This window comes from Streptomyces sp. NPDC037203 (assembly GCF_055605065.1).
In genome coordinates this window covers 49,849-64,572 of the sequence record NZ_JBVJUC010000014.1, presented here as the reverse complement: position 1 = coordinate 64,572, position 14,724 = coordinate 49,849, and the positions used below count along the sequence as shown (strand labels likewise).

Here is a 14,724-nt window from a genome sequence, read left to right as displayed (position 1 = left end):
GCCTCGCATTCTGACATTTCACCCCGCTACTGCCGTGTGCTTTCCGTACGAGAGGACTTTCCCGATGGCCGACGCTTCCGCAGATCCGATGGCCGGCGACCCCACGGATCCGATGGCCGGCGACCCCGCCGGGGCGCCCCTCGGCAAGGTGACCTTCGTCGGAGCGGGCCCCGGCGCCGCCGATCTGCTGACCTTCCGGGCCGCGCGGGCGATCGCCGAGGCGGACGTGGTGATCTGGGCGGCGAGCCTGGTGCAGGCGGAGGTGCTGGAGCACGCGCGCGCGGACGCCGAGGTGCTGGACTCGGCGGCCATGTCCCTGGAGCAGGTCGTCGCGGTCTACGCGCGGGCGCGCGCCGAGGGGCTGAAGGTGGCGCGGATCCACTCCGGCGATCCGGCGCTGTGGGGCGGCACCCAGGAGCAGCTGGACCGGTGCGCGGAGCTGGGCATCGCCACCGAGGTGGTGCCCGGCGTGTCGGCGTTCTCCGCGGTGGCCGCCCTCGCGGGGCGCGAGCTGACGATCCCCGAGGTCGCGCAGTCCGTCGTGCTGACCCGGCTCGGCGGCGGCAAGACGCCGATGCCGCCCGGCGAGGAGGTGCGCGAGTTCGCCCGGCACGGCACCACGATGGCGGTGTTCCTGTCGGCGGCGCGCAGTGGTCAGCTGGTGCGGGAGCTGCTGGAGGGCGGCTATCCGACGTCCACGCCGGTGATCGTCGCCTACCAGGCGACCTGGCCGGAGGAGCTGATCGTGCGGTGCACGGTCGGCACGCTGGAGGAGACGGTCAAGGAGCACAAGCTCTGGAAGCACACGCTGTTCCTGGTCGGCCCCGCACTGGCCGCGCAGGGCACCCGCTCGCACCTGTACCACCCCGGCCACTTCCACGGCTTCCGCAAGGCAGACCCGCAGGCGCGGCGGGAGCTGCGCGAGCGGGGGGCGGGCAGGTGATCACCGTCGTCGGTGCGGGGACCGGGGCACCGCTTCCCGAGGACGTGGCGGACGGCGCGGCGCTCGTCGTCGGCGGGCGGCGGCATCTGGACGCGGTACGGCTGCCCGCCGGGGCGGAGCGGGTCGTGCTCGGGCCGCTGGCGCCCGCCCTGGACACCATCGCCGGATATGTTGCCGAGGAGCTGCCGGTCCTTGTGCTGGCCTCAGGGGACCCCGGTTTCTTCGGGATCGTCCGGGCGCTCGGCGAGCGCTTCGGGACCGAGCTGCTGTCGGTGCGGGCCGGGGTCTCGTCGGTGGCCGCCGCGTTCGCCCGGCTCGGGCTGCCCTGGGACGACGCGGTGGTGGTCAGCGCGCACGGCAGGGACCTGCGCACGGCCGCGAACGTCTGCCGCTCGCACCCGAAGGTCGCCGTCCTCACGGGTCCGGGCGCGGGCCCGGCCGAACTGGGCGCCGCGCTGGCCGGCCGCGACCGGACCCTGGTGGTGGCCGGCGCGCTGGGCGACCCGGAGCGGGAACGCGTGGAGCGGGTGACGCCCGCGCAGGCGGCGGCGCGGGACTGGGGTACGGCGGTGAGCGTGGTGCTGTGCCTGGCGGAGCCCTCGGCTCCGGGCCCCCTGCGCACCATCGCCGGGGTGCCCGCGGGGCCCGCCGGGTGGGCGCTGCCGGAGGCCGGGTTCGCCCACCGCGATTCCATGATCACCAAGTTCGAGGTGCGCGCGCTCGCGCTGGCCCGGCTCGGGCCGCGGCTCGGCGATCTGGTGTGGGACGTCGGCGCCGGGTCCGGGTCGGTCGCGGTGGAGTGCGCGCGGCTCGGTGCGGCCGTGGTCGCGGTCGAGAAGGCCGCGGACGGGGTGGCCCGGATCCGGGAGAACGCGCGCGCCCACGGCGTGGAGGTGGACGTCGTGCACGGCACGGCGCCCGAGGTGCTGGCCACGCTGTCCGACGACCCGGACGCCGTGTTCGTCGGCGGCGGGGGCGCCGAGCTGCCCGCCGTGATCCGGGCGTGCGCGGGGCGGGCGCGCCGGTCCGTGGTGGTGGCCATGGCCGCCCTGGACCGGGTGCCCACGGCCCGCGAGGCGCTGACCGGCGCCGGCTTCGGCTGCGACGGCGTGCTGCTCCAGTCCTCGCGGCTCGCCCCGCTGCCGGGGGACGTGACCCGGCTCGCGGCGGCCAACCCGGTGTTTCTGCTCTGGGGCGTCAGAACCCCCGCAACCGTAGAAGGAGTTGACCAGTGATCGGCCTGATTTCCGCCACCGCGGCGGGGGCGGCGGCACGGGACCGGCTGGCCGCGGCCTGGCCGGACCGTACGCGGGTGTACGAGGGACCGGCCGGGGAGGCGGTGCGGACCGCGTTCGCCGAGTGCGAGCAGCTGGTGTGCTTCCTGGCGACGGGCGCGACGGTACGGCTGCTCGCGCCGCTGCTCGCCGGCAAGGCGGCCGACCCCGGTGTGGTCTGTGTGGACGAGGGCGGCCGGTTCGCGGTGTCGCTGCTCGGCGGGCACGGCGGCGGCGCCAATGAACTCGCTGTCGAAGTAGGCGAGTTGCTGGGCGCCGAACCGGTGGTGACCACCGCCACGGACGCCGTCGGACTGGTCGGCCTCGACACGCTCGGCCTGCCCTGCGAGGGCGCGGTGGCCGCCGTGTCCCGCGCCCTGCTGGACGGCGAACCGGTCTCGCTCGTACAGGAGTTGGCATGGCCGCTGCCGCCGCTGCCGGTCGCGCCGCAGGGGTCGTACACGATCCGGCTCACCGACCGGGACGTCGAACCCGGCGAGCGCGAGGTGCTGTTGCGGCCGCCGTCCCTCGTCGTCGGGGTCGGCGCGTCCAGGGGCGCGCCGGTGGACGAGGTGCTCGGGCTGATCGGGCAGACGCTGCGGGAGGCGGGGCTGTCCCCGCGGTCCGTCGCCCAACTCGCCACCGTGGACGCCAAGTCCGCGGAGCCGGGCATCCTGGGGGCCGCCGAGCGGCTGGGCGTGCCCGTGGTGACGTACTCCGCCGGGGAGCTGGCCGCCGTCGAGGTGCCCAACCCCTCGGCCGCGCCGCTCGCGGCCGTCGGCACCCCGTCGGTCGCCGAGGCGGCGGCGCTGCTCGGCGGCGGCGAACTGCTCGTCCCCAAGCGGAAGTCCGGCGCCTTCCCGGCGATGGCGACCTGCGCCGTGGTGCGCCGGCCGGGGCGCGGGCGGCTCGCGGTGGTCGGGCTCGGGCCCGGCGCCCGCGATCTGCTCACCCCGCGCGCGACCGCCGAGCTGCGCCGGGCCTCGGTGCTGGTCGGGCTCGACCAGTACGTGGACCAGATCCGCGATCTGCTGCGGCCCGGCACCCGCGTGCTGGAGTCCGGGCTCGGCGCCGAGGAGGAGCGGGCCCGCACCGCGGTGGAGCAGGCCCGGCGGGGGCACGCGGTGGCGCTGATCGGCAGCGGGGACGCGGGCGTGTACGCCATGGCCTCCCCGGCGCTCGCCGAGGCGTCCGGCGACATCGACGTGATCGGGGTGCCCGGCGTGACGGCCGCGCTGGCCGCCGCCGCGATCCTGGGCGCGCCGCTGGGCCACGACCATGTCTCCATCAGCCTGTCCGACCTGCACACACCGTGGGAGGTCATCGAGCGGCGGGTGCGGGCGGCGGCCGAGGCGGACCTCGTCGTCACCTTCTACAACCCGCGCTCGCGGGGCCGCGACTGGCAGCTGCCGAAGGCGCTGGGCATCCTCGCCGAGCACCGCGCGCCGACGACGCCCGTGGGTGTCGTACGCAACGCCTCGCGGCCGGACGGGTCGAGCCGGGTCACCACGCTCGCCGGGCTCGATCCGGCGAGCGTGGACATGATGACGGTCGTCACCGTGGGCAACACCGCGACCCGGACCGTCGCCGGGCGCATGGTGACCCCGCGCGGCTACCGCTGGCAGAGCGGGCAGCCGCAGGAGACGCAGGAGGCCCGGTGAACCGGATCGTGCACCCCATCGAGCAGGAGTCCTTCCGGCGGCTGCGCGCCCGCCTGGACACCTCCCACCTCCCGCCGCTGACCCGCGCGGTGGTGGAGCGGGTCATCCACTCCGCCGCCGACCTGGAGTACGCGAGCGACCTCGTGCTGGCCGAGGCCGACCTGGTGCCGGCGCACGCCGCGCTGCACGCCGGGGCGCCGGTCGTGGTGGACGTGGAGATGGTCGCCGCCGGCATCACCCGGCGCCGGACCGTGTGCCGGCTGAAGGACGCCGAGTCCGGTCCGGGCCTCACCCGTTCGGCGCATGCGATCCGGCTCGCCTACGAGGAGGTCGGTCCCGGCGCCCTGTGGGTGATCGGCTGTGCGCCGACCGCCCTGGAGGAGCTGCTGACCCTGGACGCCGACCCGGCGCTCGTCATCGGCCTGCCCGTCGGCTTCGTCGGCGCGGCCGAGTCCAAGGCCGCGCTGCGCGCGAGCGGGCTGCCCGCCGTGAGCAACGTGTCCGAGAAGGGCGGCTCGGCGGTCGCGGCCGCCGCGCTCAACGCCCTGCTGTACCAACCGATTCCGTCCGAGGAGACTCTGTGAACACCCCGCCCGCCCTGCTGATCGCCGGCCATGGCACCCGTGACGACGCCGGAGCCGAGGCGTTCCGCGCCTTCGTGCGGGAGCTGGGGCGCCGCCGTCCCGACCTGCCCGTCGCGGGCGGCTTCATCGAGCTGTCCCCGCCGCCGCTCGGCGACGCGGTGGCCGAGTTGGTGGAGCGGGGCGTACGCCGGTTCGCGGCCGTGCCGCTGATGCTGGTGTCCGCCGGGCACGCCAAGGGCGACATCCCGGCCGCGCTGGCCCGTGAGAAGGAGCGGCATCCGGGCATCTCGTACACCTACGGCCGCCCGCTCGGCCCGCACCCGGCGCTGCTGGACGTGCTGGAGCGGCGCCTGGACGAGGCGATCGGCGGCCAGGACCGCGCCGAGGTGACCGTGCTGCTGGTCGGCCGCGGCTCCACCGACCCGGACGCCAACGCGGAGGTCTTCAAGGCCGCCCGGCTGCTGTGGGAGGGCCGGGGGTACGCCGGGGTGGAGACGGCGTTCGTGTCCCTCGCCGCGCCGGACGTGCCGAGCGGCCTGGACCGCTGCGCGGCGCTGGGGGCGCGGCGGATCGTCGTGCTCCCCTACTTCCTGTTCACCGGGATCCTGCCGGACCGGGTGCGGCGGCAGACCGAGGAGTGGGCGGCCGCGCACCCGGAGACCGCCGTGTCCTCGGCCGATGTCATCGGCCCCGAGCCGGAGTTGCTCGACCTGGTGCTCGAGCGGTACGAGGAGGCCGTCCAGGGCGATCTGCGGATGAACTGCGACTCGTGCGTGTACCGGATCGCGCTGCCGGGCTTCGAGGACAAGGTGGGCCTGCCGCAGCAGCCGCACTTCCACCCGGACGACGACGACCACGGTCACGGGCACCACCACGGCGGGCACACGCACAGCCATGCCCACTGAGGGCTCCCCCGGACCCGACCTGCGCCACCACGGGGACGCCGAGGTACGGGACGGCGGCGCGGCGCTGGTCGACCTCGCCGTCAACGTACGGGCGGACACGCCCCCGCCGTGGCTGCGGGACCGGATCGCCGCCTCCCTGACCTCCCTCGCGGCCTACCCGGACGGGCGGGCCGCGCGGGCGGCGGTGGCGGCGCGGCACGGGCTGCCGGTGTCGCGGGTGCTGCTGACGGCGGGCGCGGCGGAGGCGTTCGTGCTGCTCGCCCGCGCCCTCAAGGTCCGCCAACCGGTCGTGGTGCACCCGCAGTTCACCGAGCCGGAGGCGGCGCTGCGGGACGCCGGGCACACCGTGGAGCGGGTGCTGCTGCGGCCCGAGGACGGCTTCCGGCTGGATGCCGCGCTGGTGCCGGAGCGGGCCGACCTGGTGGTGATCGGCAATCCGACCAACCCCACGTCGGTCCTGCACCCGGCCCCGGTGATCGCCCGGCTCGCCCGGCCCGGACGGGTGCTGGTGGTGGACGAGGCGTTCATGGACGCGGTGCCGGGCGAGCGGGAGGCGCTGGCCGGGCGGACCGACATACCCGGTCTCGTGGTGCTGCGCAGCCTCACCAAGACCTGGGGGCTCGCGGGTCTGCGCATCGGCTATGTGCTGGCCGAGCCCGAGATCGTCGCCGAGCTGGAGCGGGCCCAGCCGCTGTGGCCGGTGTCCACCCCGGCGCTGGCCGCCGCCGAGGCGTGCGTGTCGCCGCGCGCCCTGGCGGAGGCGGGGCACGTGGCGCACCGCCTCGCCGGCGACCGGGCGCACCTGGTCGCCGGACTGTCCGCGCTGGCGCCCCGCGGGGTGCGGGTCGCGGGACCGGCCGAGGGCTCCTTCGTACTGGTCCGCGTCCCGGCGGCGGCCGCCGTACGGCGCCGGCTGCGCGAGCTCGGCTACGCCGTGCGCCGCGGGGACACCTTCCCCGGTCTCGGGCCCGACTGGATACGGCTCGCCGTCCGCGACCGGGCCACGACGGACGCCTTCCTGACCGCCCTGTCGGCCGCCCTCGCCTGACCGGACCCCCCCGGTCACCGGGAGGCCAAGTGCGCCGCGCAGCACGGGCGTTGGCGGACGCGGGACGCCGGGGCGGGACCGGTGGGGCTCCCCCCCCGCCCCTCCGGTCCCGTCCCCGTCCCTCCCCTCCCCCCCTGGCCCCCCGCGTCGGTCAGCTCCTGCGGCGGCGCGCCAGCAGCACCGTGCCCCCGCCCACCGCCAGCAGCGCCACCGCGCCGCCCGCGATGTACGGCGTCGCCGGGTTGCCGCCCGTCTCCGCGAGGTGGGTGTCCGAGGCGCCGCCCTGCGGTTTCACGTCGGACACCGGGGCGGCGCCGGACGTGGTGCCGGAACCCGGATCGTGGCGCTGCGTCGGGGGCTTGGCGGGCGGTGCCATCGGGGACTCGCAGGTCGCCTTGGCCAGCGTGACCGTGCCCTCGACGTCCGCGACGTTCAGCTTCAGCGGGTTGACGGACACCTTCAGTTGCAGCGCGGTCGCCGCCGCCGTACGGGAGGTGGTGCCGTGCTGCGCGAGGTCGAGGCGCACCTCGCCGACGCCGGGCACCTTGACGTCGGTCGGGCCGCCGGCGGTGATCGTGACCCGGCGGCCGAGGACGGTGACCGTGCCGAGGATCTTCGCGTCGGCGCTCGGCACCTTGCCCACCTCGCAGGTGGCCTGCGCGGTGACGGTGTCCACCTCGATCAGGGACAGCAGGGGCAGGCCGGGGACGTGCAGCTTGGCGTGCACGAGGCGGACGGAGCCCTCGGCGCGCCGGGCGGTGACGGTGGCACGGGACTGGGCCACGTCCGCGCTGAGGACGGTGAACGGGTCGCCGCCCGCCACCCCGTCGAGCCGTGCGGACAGGGCGGTCCGGTCGGCACTGCGCGGCGCCCTGACCTCGTTGAGGGAGACGGCGAGCGGGATGTCGACGGACTTGTCGAGCAGGGACACGTCGAGCCCGGTGTGCAGGACGGAGGCGGTGGCGCGACCGGGGTTCTCGGTCGCGTGCGCCGCGCCCGCGCCGAGGACGGCCGGCGCGGTGGCCAGCGCGGTGACGGTCGCCGCGGCGGCCAGACGGCGCACGGGCATACGGAAGTTGGTGCTGTTCAAGGCGGTGGGACCCCCCACTTGAATTGCTTGGGACCCGTCAACCTTGTCGTCAGTGTGGGTGAACGGTCAGCGAACTTCGGTCACTTCACTCAAACGTGGAAAATTCGCATGCTTCTTCGAATCTCCATGCACACGCGTTCCCTCCGGTGCCCGCCGCCGCTACTCCACCACCGCTCCGTTCAGCACCACCCGGCGCGGCGCCGCCAGCACCCCCGCGTCGGCCCGCGGGTCCTCCGCGTAGACCACGAGGTCCGCGGGCGCGCCCTCCTCCAGGCCGGGCCGCCCGAGCCAGGCGCGCGCGGACCAGCTGGTCGCCGCGAGGGCCTCGACGGTCGGGATGCCCGCGGTGACCAGCTCGGCGACCTCCGCCGCGACCAGGCCGTGCGGCAGCGAGCCGCCGGCGTCGGTGCCGACGAACACCGGGATCCCGGCGTCGTACGCGGCGCGCACGGTGTCGTAGCGCCGCTCGTGCAGCCGGCGCATATGGGCCGACCAGGCGGGGAACTTGCTCTCGCCGCCGGCCGCGAGCCGCGGGAAGGTGGCGATGTTGACGAGGGTGGGGACGATGGCGACGCCCCGCTCTGCGAACAGCGGGATCAGGTCCTCGGTGAGGCCGGTGGCGTGCTCGATGCAGTCGATGCCCGCCTCGACCAGGTCGCGCAGCGAGTTCTCGGCGAAGCAGTGCGCGGTGACGCGGGCGCCGAGGCGGTGGGCCTCGGCGATCGCGGCCTCGACCGCCCCGCGGGGCCAGCAGGGGGAGAGATCGCCCACCTCGCGGTCGATCCAGTCGCCGACCAGCTTGACCCAGCCGTCGCCGCGCCGGGCCTCTCGGGCGACGTAGGCGACGAGGTCGTCCGGCTCGATCTCCCAGGCGTAGTTGCGGATGTAGCGGCGGGTGCGGGCGATGTGCCGGCCGGCCCGGATGATCTTCGGCAGATCGGCGCGGTCGTCGATCCAGCGGGTGTCGGAGGGCGAGCCCGCGTCCCGGATCAGCAGGGTGCCCGCCTCCCGGTCGGTGAGCGCCTGCTTCTCGGCGGTCTCCGCGTCGACCGGGCCGTGCGCGTCCAGGCCCACATGGCAGTGGGCGTCGACCAGGCCGGGGAGCGCCCAGCCCTCGACGGTCCGGATGTCGCGGGCCCCGGCGGGACGGTCGTACGACACCCGGCCGCCGACCACCCACAGCTCGTCGCGTACGTCCTCGGGCGTCACGAGGACCCTGCCCTTCACATGCAGCACCGGCTGATCGCTCATACCGGCACCTTAGAGGGCTGGGCTCAGCCGGTTCCCCCCGCATCGGGAAGGTCCTCCTCCACCTCGGCCAGCGCCGGGTCGAGGAGGCGGGAGAGGAAGTGGCGGGTGCGCTCGTGCCGCGGGGCGCCGATGACCTGCTCGGGGCGGCCGTCCTCCACGATCACCCCGCCGTCCATGAAGACGACCCGGTCGGCGACCTCGCGCGCGAAGCTCATCTCGTGGGTGACGACCATCATCGTCATGCCGTCCCGCGCGAGGGACCGCATCACCGCGAGGACGTCGCCGACCAGCTCGGGGTCGAGCGCCGAGGTCGGCTCGTCGAACAGCATCACCTCGGGGCCCATGGCGAGCGCGCGGGCGATGGCCACGCGCTGCTGCTGACCGCCGGAGAGCGCGGAAGGATGGGCGCCGGCCTTCTCCGCGAGGCCCACGCGGGCCAGGTTCTCGGCGGCCACGCGGGCGGCCGTCGCCTTGTCCCGGCCCAGCACCCGGCGCTGCGGCAGGGTGAGGTTCTCGGTGACGTTGAGGTGCGGGAAGAGGTTGAACTGCTGGAAGACCATGCCGATCCGGCGGCGGACGGCGTCGATGTCGACGTCCGGGTCGGTGACCTCGGTGCCGCCGACGAAGACCTGCCCCTCGGTGGGCTCCTCCAGCAGGTTCACGCAGCGCAGCAGCGTGGACTTGCCGGAGCCGGACGGGCCGATGACGCAGACGACCTCGCCCTGGCCGATCTCCAGGTCGATGCCGCGCAGCACGTGGTTGTCGCCGAAGGACTTGTGCAGCCCCTGGAGGCGGATCTCGGGGGTGGTCACCTGGTCTCCTTGAGGGCCTTGCGCTCCATGCGGCGCACGACGAGGCCGAGCGGGATCGTGATCAGCAGATAGCACAGGCCCGCGACCAGGATCGGCGTGGAGTTGGCGGTCTGGCTGGCCAGGTCGTTGCCGAACTTGGACAGTTCGCGCTGTTCCAGGGTGACGCCGAGGAACAGCACCAGCGAGGAGTCCTTGAACAGCTGGACGAGTTCGTTGGTCAGCGGCGGCAGGATGATGCGGAAGGCCTGCGGCAGGATGATCGAGACCATGGCCCGCGCGGGCGAGAACCCGAGCGAACGGGCCGCTTCCATCTGCCCCTTGGGCACGGCCTGGATGCCGGCGCGGATGGTCTCGGCCATGTAGGCGGCGGAGACCAGGCCGAGCGCGACGGCGACCTTGCCGTAGGTGCCGCCCGGATACTGGACGGTCGGGAAGGCCAGCGGCACGCCGACGCCGACGAAGATGAAGATCAGCAGCGCGGGCAGGCCGCGGAAGATCTCGATGTAGATGCCGGCGAGCCAGCGGTAGGGGCCCACGGAGGACAGCCGCATCAGGGCCAGGACCATGGCGAGGGCCAGGCCGACGACGAACCCGGACAGCGTGTACAGCACCGTGTTCTTCAGGGCGACCGTGATGAGGTCGGGGAACAGCTGCTTGGCGATGCCGGGCTGTGCGAACTGGTTCTGGAGCCGCCCCCAGTCCGCGGTGAGCGCGAAGGCGATCACCGCGGCGGCGAGGAGGACGTACTGGGCGCCGCGCGAGAGCCTGCGCTTCTGCGTGCGCGTCAGCCCCGTGCGCTTCGGCTGGATGCCGGTGTCCGTGTCGGCCATCGGGTCAGGAACCGGCCGGGGAGGCGACGGAGGGGTCGTACGGGCCGATCCACTTCTCGTAGATCTTCTTGTAGGTGCCGTCCGCCTTGGCGTCCTTGAGGGCCTTGTTGACGGCCTTCAGCAGGGGCTTGTTGCCCTTCTTGACCGTGAAGCCGTACTGCTCGCCGGTCTTCAGGTTGTCGACGACCTTGAACTTGTCGGCGTTGGCCTTGTCCTTCAGCCAGCCCTGGACCACCGGGTAGTCGATGACGACGGCCTGGACCTGCCCCGTGCGCAGGCCGTTGAGGACCGCGTCGGAGGAGGCGAAGGAGACCGGGTCGAGGCCCTTCTTCTTGGCGAAGTCCTCGCCGGTGGTCTGCGCCTGGGCGCCGATCTTCTTGCCCTTGGCGCCGGCCAGCGAGTCGATGCCGCTGTTCTTGGCGACCAGCACGGCCTGGGTGGCCTCGAAGTACGGGTCGGAGAAGTCGACGTTCTTCGCGCGCTCGGGGGTGATGGTCATACCGGCGGCGGCGACGTCGCACTGACCGGAGTTCAGGAAGGCACCGGTCTTGAAGTTCTCGAACGGCGTGTCCACGATCTGCTGCTTGACGCCGAGGTCCTTGGCGACGAGGTCGATCAGGGAGACGTCGAAGCCCTGCACCTTGCCGCCGACCACCGACTGGAACGGCGGGTAGGGCAGGTGGGTGCAGGTGGTGAGCTGACCGGCCTTGGCGAGGTGGACACCGCCCGCCACGGTCTTCCCGCTCCCCGAGCCGCCGGAGGAGCAGCCCGCCACGACGAGCACGAGGCCCGCGGTCGCGGTGGTGGCGGCCAGCAGGCGGGTCCGGCGTCCGAGGAGCGTTTTCATGGGGGGAAGTCTCCTGAAGAGGGAAGGATAGGTTCCGATTATAAGGAAATGTTTGAGTATCTCAAATTAAACCCATGGCCTTGAGGGGCCTGGACCTAAGATCGGGGGGAGCAGACCGCTGCAACCCCTGCGAACCGCCCGACGAAGAGAGAGCACCGTGACGCACCCCCTCCTCGACCTGCCCCCGCTGACCGCGCGGCGCTTCGCCGCCATCGAGGACCGGGTGGCCCGGCTGCTGGACACCCGGCAGGACGTGCTGATCACCCAGGGCGAGGCCCTGCTGCCGCTGGAGGGCGCGATCCGCGCCGCCGCCGGTCCGGGCACGGTGGCGCTGAACGTGATCACCGGCCCCTACGGGCAGACCTTCGGCGACTGGCTGCGGGACGCGGGCGCGACCGTGTACGACATCGCGGTCCCCTTCCACACGGCGGTGCGGGCGGAGCAGATCCGCGCCGCGTTCGCCGAGCACCCGGAGATCGACTTCGTCTCGCTGGTGCACGCGGAGGCGGCGACCGGCAACACCAACCCGGTCGCGGAGATCGGCGAGGCGGTACGGGAGCAGGGCGCGCTGTTCTATCTGGACGCGGTCGCCTCGGTGGGCGCGGAGCCGGTGCTGTCGGACGCGTGGGGCGTGGACCTGTGCGTGATCGGCGCGCAGAAGGCGATGGGCGGCCCGGCGGGCGTGTCGGCGATCTCGGTGAGCGAGCGGGCCTGGGCCCGGATGGCGGCGAACCCGAACGCACCGCGCCGCTCCTACCTCTCGCTGCTGGACTGGAAGGAGCGCTGGCTGGACGCCGGCCGGGCGGCGCTGCCGCACGCCCCGGCGCAGCTGGAGATGCTGGCGCTGGACGCCTGCCTGGAGCGGATCGAGGCGGTCGGCCTGGACGCGGTGATGGCCCGCCACCGGCGTGCGGCCGAGGCGACGCGGGCCGGTGCGCTGGCCCTCGGCGGCGGCCTGGAGCCGTACGTGCCCGACGCCGCGGACGCCGCCCCGGTCGCCACCACCCTGCGCGTCCCGCCGGCGCTGACGGCCTCCGCCCTGGTCGCCGCCGCGCTGGCCACCGATCCCGCACTCCCGCTGGCCGCGGGCGGCGGCGCCCTGGCCAAGGAGATGATCCGGGTCAACCACTACGGCCCGGACGCCACCGAGTCCGCCGTCCAGGCAGCGCTGGCCGCCCTGGGCACGGCCCTCGCCGCGCAGGGCGCCCCGGTGGACCCCGCCGCCGCGCGCCGGGCCGCGGAGCGGCCCTGGCGCTGACCGCCACCGGCTCCCGGCGACGGCCCGCGCCCCGAGGCGCGGGCCGTCGCCGTGCGGCCGCGGGTGCCGATCCGCTCCCTCGGGGCGTACGCCCGCCGCAACGGACGCGCGGACTTTCTCCGTGAATGCATCGATGCCGTCACCGGAGCTTGAATTCAATTTAGTTTCACAATTCCCGCTAATTTCCCGGACGGTAGTTTCCCATAGTCTTCTGCCCGCTTTCCGTGAGGCTAAACAGGGCAGTTTTCCGGGAGGTTTCCGATGGTTTCAGGCGTGTGACACACTCCACAGGGCATCTACTTTGCCCTATTTTGCCTGGGTGCATTTCGGGCATCTTGTACCACGCGTCGAGTTATGCCTCAGTCGCGGCCGTGCATTTCTTAATTCACCTCGCTAAATTCGTGCCGCATGACTGCCGCACCCGCAGACCTACTCATAGACCGACCGGCGACAGCCGACGGCGCCGCGCTCTGGCGCCTTGCCAAAGACTCCGGAAAGCTCGATCTCAACTCGTCCTACAGCTATCTGCTGTGGTGCCGGGACTTCGCCGGCACCTCGGCGGTGGCGCGTGGTGCGGACGGCACGCCCGTCGGATTCGTCACCGGCTACGTGCGGCCCGACCGCCCGGACACCCTGCTCGTCTGGCAGGTCGCCGTGGACTCCGCGTACCGCGGTCACGGCATCGCCGCCGCCCTGCTGGACGGACTGACCGCGCGGCTCGCCGCCGAGCGCGGGATCACCGGCGTCGAGACCACCATCACGCCCGGCAACACCGCCTCCGAGCGGCTGTTCACCTCGTTCGCCGAGCGGCACGGCGCGCACCTCACCCGCGAGGTGCTGTTCCCCGCCGAGCTGTTCCCGGACGGCCCGCACGACAGTGAAGTCCTCTACCGCATCGGCCCGTTGACCGATTCCCCCGCCCACTGAGGAGCGCATCACCGTGACCATCACCCAGCCCGACCTCAGCGTCTTCGAGACCCTCGAGTCCGAGGTGCGCAGCTACTGCCGCGGCTGGCCCACCGTGTTCGACCGCGCGCAGGGCAGCCGGATGTACGACGAGGACGGCCATGCCTACCTCGACTTCTTCGCCGGTGCCGGATCACTCAACTACGGCCACAACAACCCGGTACTCAAACGGGCGCTGATCGACTACCTGTCGCGGGACGGGGTCACCCACGGCCTGGACATGTCGACCACGGCCAAGCGCTCGTTCCTCCAGACCTTCCAGGACCTGGTGCTGCGCCCGCGCGACCTGCCGTACAAGGTCATGTTTCCGGGCCCGACCGGCACCAACGCCGTGGAGGCGGCGCTGAAGCTGGCCCGGAAGGTGAAGGGCCGCGAGGCCATCGTGTCCTTCACCAACGCCTTCCACGGCATGTCCCTGGGCTCGCTCGCGGTGACCGGCAACGCCTTCAAGCGGGCCGGCGCCGGCATCCCGCTGGTGCACGGCACCCCGATGCCGTTCGACAACTACTTCGACGGGACCGTCCCGGACTTCCTGTGGTTCGAGCGGCTCCTGGAGGACCAGGGCTCCGGTCTGAACAAGCCCGCCGCCGTGATCGTGGAGACCGTGCAGGGCGAGGGCGGCATCAACGTGGCCCGGCCCGAGTGGCTGCGCGCGCTCAAGGAGCTGTGCGAGCGGCAGGACATGCTGCTGATCGTCGACGACATCCAGATGGGCTGCGGCCGTACCGGCGCCTTCTTCTCCTTCGAGGAGTCCGGGATCACCCCGGACATCGTCACGGTGTCGAAGTCCATCAGCGGCTACGGCCTGCCGATGTCGCTGTGCCTGTTCAAGCCCGAGCTGGACGTCTGGGAGCCGGGCGAGCACAACGGCACCTTCCGCGGCAACAACCCCGCGTTCGTCACCGCCGCCGCGGCCCTGGAGACCTACTGGACCGACGGCTCGGCCATGGAGAAGCAGACCCGCACCCGCGGCGAGCAGGTCGAGCAGGCGCTGATCTCCATCACCGAGGAGAACCTCGCCGACGTCAAGGAGTACCGCGGGCGCGGGCTGGTGTGGGGCATGGAGTTCCACGACAAGGACCGCGCCGGGCGCATCGCGCGGCGGGCCTTCGAGCTGGGGCTGCTCATCGAGACCTCGGGACCGGAGAGCGAGGTCGTCAAGCTGCTGCCGGCCCTGACCATCACCCCCGACGAGCTGGACGAGGGTCTGAGCATGCTCGCCCGCGCCGTACGGGAAACCGCCTGAACCACCTGA

General features: G+C 73.5%; 14 protein-coding genes. 9 read left to right on the top strand and 5 right to left on the bottom strand.

The features are described 5' to 3' along the window. Window positions 1-112: 112 nt before the first annotated feature. From cobM to cobC, 6 genes are read left to right on the top strand one after another with little or no spacing between them, the layout of a single operon-like run. Window positions 113-943, top strand: a complete 831-nt coding sequence (gene cobM / locus ACZ7EC_RS29640; RefSeq protein WP_471067455.1) for a precorrin-4 C(11)-methyltransferase — start codon at window positions 113-115, stop codon at window positions 941-943. Beyond that, entirely contained in the window at window positions 940-2,178 is a 1,239-nt protein-coding gene (gene cbiE / locus ACZ7EC_RS29635; RefSeq protein ID WP_471067351.1) for a precorrin-6y C5,15-methyltransferase (decarboxylating) subunit CbiE, read from the top strand. The genes cobM and cbiE overlap by 4 nt, the downstream gene beginning before the upstream one ends. Next, window positions 2,175-3,878 carry a precorrin-3B C(17)-methyltransferase gene (gene cobJ, locus ACZ7EC_RS29630; RefSeq protein ID WP_471067350.1) on the top strand — a complete coding sequence of 568 codons (1,704 nt, stop codon included), beginning with the start codon at window positions 2,175-2,177 and terminating at the stop codon, window positions 3,876-3,878. The genes cbiE and cobJ overlap by 4 nt, the downstream gene beginning before the upstream one ends. Continuing rightward, a complete protein-coding gene (locus ACZ7EC_RS29625; RefSeq protein ID WP_471067348.1) occupies window positions 3,875-4,462 on the top strand; it encodes a precorrin-8X methylmutase in 588 nt (195 codons plus the stop codon). The genes cobJ and ACZ7EC_RS29625 overlap by 4 nt, the downstream gene beginning before the upstream one ends. Continuing rightward, window positions 4,459-5,367 carry a sirohydrochlorin chelatase gene (locus tag ACZ7EC_RS29620; protein WP_471067346.1) on the top strand — a complete coding sequence of 303 codons (909 nt, stop codon included), beginning with the start codon at window positions 4,459-4,461 and terminating at the stop codon, window positions 5,365-5,367. Before ACZ7EC_RS29625 ends, ACZ7EC_RS29620 begins: the two co-directional genes overlap by 4 nt. After that, the gene (gene cobC / locus ACZ7EC_RS29615; RefSeq protein WP_471067345.1) at window positions 5,357-6,415 is read left to right on the top strand and encodes an Rv2231c family pyridoxal phosphate-dependent protein CobC; all 1,059 of its coding nucleotides are present in this window, start codon (window positions 5,357-5,359) and stop codon (window positions 6,413-6,415) included. Before ACZ7EC_RS29620 ends, cobC begins: the two co-directional genes overlap by 11 nt. Before the next feature lie 151 nt (window positions 6,416-6,566). Here cobC and ACZ7EC_RS29610 read toward each other — a convergent pair whose 3' ends face one another. The 5 genes from ACZ7EC_RS29610 to ACZ7EC_RS29590 all read right to left on the bottom strand — a co-directional run bounded on the left by ACZ7EC_RS29610 (window position 6,567) and on the right by ACZ7EC_RS29590 (window position 11,245). Further along, complete coding sequence (locus ACZ7EC_RS29610; protein WP_471067343.1) at window positions 6,567-7,505, bottom strand: SCO1860 family LAETG-anchored protein; 939 nt, start codon at window positions 7,503-7,505, stop codon at window positions 6,567-6,569. A gap of 159 nt (window positions 7,506-7,664) precedes the next feature. Then, window positions 7,665-8,756, bottom strand: coding sequence for an amidohydrolase family protein (locus ACZ7EC_RS29605; protein WP_471067341.1), 1,092 nt, complete (start codon window positions 8,754-8,756; stop codon window positions 7,665-7,667). A 23-nt stretch (window positions 8,757-8,779) separates the two neighbouring features. Further along, window positions 8,780-9,568: an amino acid ABC transporter ATP-binding protein gene (locus ACZ7EC_RS29600; protein WP_471067339.1), complete on the bottom strand. Its 789-nt coding sequence runs from the start codon at window positions 9,566-9,568 to the stop codon at window positions 8,780-8,782. Then, window positions 9,565-10,398 carry an amino acid ABC transporter permease gene (locus tag ACZ7EC_RS29595; protein ID WP_471067337.1) on the bottom strand — a complete coding sequence of 278 codons (834 nt, stop codon included), beginning with the start codon at window positions 10,396-10,398 and terminating at the stop codon, window positions 9,565-9,567. Before ACZ7EC_RS29595 ends, ACZ7EC_RS29600 begins: the two co-directional genes overlap by 4 nt. Window positions 10,399-10,402: 4 nt before the next feature. Further along, a complete protein-coding gene (locus ACZ7EC_RS29590) occupies window positions 10,403-11,245 on the bottom strand; it encodes a basic amino acid ABC transporter substrate-binding protein (protein WP_471067335.1) in 843 nt (280 codons plus the stop codon). Between the two features lie 157 nt (window positions 11,246-11,402). Between ACZ7EC_RS29590 and ACZ7EC_RS29585 the strand changes: the two genes are divergently transcribed. The 3 genes from ACZ7EC_RS29585 (at window position 11,403) to ectB (ending at window position 14,715) form a co-directional block, all read left to right on the top strand. Further along, the gene (locus tag ACZ7EC_RS29585; RefSeq protein WP_471067333.1) at window positions 11,403-12,503 is read left to right on the top strand and encodes a pyridoxal-phosphate-dependent aminotransferase family protein; all 1,101 of its coding nucleotides are present in this window, start codon (window positions 11,403-11,405) and stop codon (window positions 12,501-12,503) included. A gap of 408 nt (window positions 12,504-12,911) precedes the next feature. Further along, complete coding sequence (ectA, locus tag ACZ7EC_RS29580; protein ID WP_471067331.1) at window positions 12,912-13,430, top strand: diaminobutyrate acetyltransferase; 519 nt, start codon at window positions 12,912-12,914, stop codon at window positions 13,428-13,430. 13 nt (window positions 13,431-13,443) lie between these two features. Further along, window positions 13,444-14,715, top strand: a complete 1,272-nt coding sequence (gene ectB / locus ACZ7EC_RS29575; RefSeq protein ID WP_471067329.1) for a diaminobutyrate--2-oxoglutarate transaminase — start codon at window positions 13,444-13,446, stop codon at window positions 14,713-14,715. Window positions 14,716-14,724 lie beyond the last annotated feature (9 nt).

Excerpts from the sequence above, each read along its gene's own strand:
- cobM (WP_471067455.1), top strand. The coding sequence starts at position 113 with ATGGCCGGCGACCCCGCCGGGGCGCCCCTCGGCAAGGTGACCTTCGTC.
- ACZ7EC_RS29605 (WP_471067341.1), bottom strand. The coding sequence starts at position 8,756 with ATGAGCGATCAGCCGGTGCTGCATGTGAAGGGCAGGGTCCTCGTGACG.
- ACZ7EC_RS29590 (WP_471067335.1), bottom strand. The coding sequence starts at position 11,245 with ATGAAAACGCTCCTCGGACGCCGGACCCGCCTGCTGGCCGCCACCACC.
- ACZ7EC_RS29595 (WP_471067337.1), bottom strand. The coding sequence starts at position 10,398 with ATGGCCGACACGGACACCGGCATCCAGCCGAAGCGCACGGGGCTGACG.
- ectA (WP_471067331.1), top strand. The coding sequence starts at position 12,912 with ATGACTGCCGCACCCGCAGACCTACTCATAGACCGACCGGCGACAGCC.
- cobC (WP_471067345.1), top strand. The coding sequence starts at position 5,357 with ATGCCCACTGAGGGCTCCCCCGGACCCGACCTGCGCCACCACGGGGAC.